Annotated in this window: 1 protein-coding gene; it reads left to right on the top strand. The window is 38.5% G+C overall.

The genetic code is table 11. The features are described from left to right. Positions 1–31: 31 nt before the first annotated feature. The coding region (locus ACFIL8_RS09780) for a pertactin-like passenger domain-containing protein (RefSeq protein ID WP_375689605.1) at positions 32–1,797 on the top strand (1,766 nt) is incomplete at its 3' end.

Genomic DNA, 1,797 nt, shown 5'->3' with positions numbered 1-1,797 from the left:
AGTGTCTATGCAGGCGTGAAGGGGGGAGGATATGGCTCTACAATATAAATGGAAACGACATTGTTGGATACTCATGTTGAGCAGCTGTTTTGTGCAAGCTGCTGCTGCAAATGAGGGGGGAACAGCACTTTTTTGTCAATCTTCAAGTTATGAAAATGATAAAGTATTTCAAGATCAATACAATGAGGATATGAAAACAGGCAGATGCATACTTGGAGCCTCTCATGATGTCATGATAAGAACGCGCAATGAATTAGACTTTTTGAAAAAGCCTAGCGATTTTATCATGGATAAGGGTGCTAGAGTGTTTGCGAGTCAACAGGAGCTTGACAGCAGTCATCGTGACAATGCTGGATATAATGCACAAGAACAAAATACTGCATTTCTTAAAAAGCCTGAACTTATTTCCATTAAAGATGGGGCAATGTTAGAAAATTATATCCTTGATAATGAAGGTAAAGCATACATTTCAAATGATGGTGAGATTGATAGTCCAGGGCGATCCATTAATAACACTGTAAGGAATGGTGCAGAGCTTTATGTGTATGCAGGAGGACTCAGTGAGAATAGTAAAATTGAACATGGTGGAATTGAAAATGTTCAGGCTTTAAAGGGAAAACAAGGTTTTTCGAAAAATGCTGTTGTTAAAGAAGGCGGGCACCAAAGTGTTGGAAATGGAGGGAAAGTAGAGGGGACTAAAATTTATGGCGGTGAGCAGCTTGTTTTCGGCGAGGGGGATATTGGAGGAGAGATTAAAGGCAGTAGTGCTTCTCATACTGTCATTTATGGTCAAGATGAAACACTAGGCCAACAAAAAGTATATGATGGCGGAAAAGTTTGGAATACAAAAGTTATGCAAGGGGGTGTCCAAGAAGTTGGGCAAAAGTCTCAAAGTGCAAAAAATGGTGGTTTTGCATTTCACACAGAAGTTTTTGGTGGTGGTAAACAACGTATCTTAAAAGGCGGTCAGGCTATTGGAGTCACTTTAAATGAGAGTGCTATTCAGGAAATATATACTGATGGATCTGTAAAAAATCTAACAATGAATGATCAAACAAAATCATGGGTGCATGCTGGAGCAACATTAGAAGGCAAGACACAGGTAAACCATTCTGGGCAGATCCATCTTTATGCTGGGAATGATCAACAACGCACCACAGTAGAAGATATTATTTTAAATGGAAAAGATACAAAACTATACTCTATTACTGATGAGTTTGATGAAAAAAGTTCTTTGATACAAAAATTAAGTGGTGAAGGGAGTGTTATTTTTTCGTTTACAGGTTCTGATCCATATTATTCTCAGCTTCATGTGAATAATCTTTCAGGAAATTTACATTTCGCGTTCAATACTACGATTGCCCATAACCGTGGTGATTATCTCTTGGTTGAGAAAGGCGCTGGGAAACATACAATAAGTGTTGCTGATTCTGGAGTTGAAATCACGGATCCTTTTTCAAATAAGCGTGATTTAATTACGGATCAAAGTGGTGGAGCGCATTTTACGCTGACAGATCTTAAGGGTGAAAAAATTAACGCCATTGATGGTGGAACTTATATGTATGATTTGAAAGAAAGAAAGGATGAAAATGGAAAAGTTTGGTTTTTATCGGCAGACCGCCTCAGTGGACCAGAACCTTCTATACCAGATCCGACAAATCCTTTTTTTCCTGGAGAAACATCAACAACCCCCTCTACAGATGCAGTGTTAACGTTGTCCGTAGTTCCTGGGCTTATTTTTAATAATGAGTTGCAAATTATACGGAATGGTAGAAAAATTTGGGACAGAAATAAGAA

Source organism: Bartonella sp. AP57NXGY (assembly GCF_042195805.1).
Lineage (GTDB): Bacteria > Pseudomonadota > Alphaproteobacteria > Rhizobiales > Rhizobiaceae > Bartonella.
Note: the sequence above shows the minus strand (reverse complement) of the source record. Positions and strands in the feature narration are given on the sequence as shown.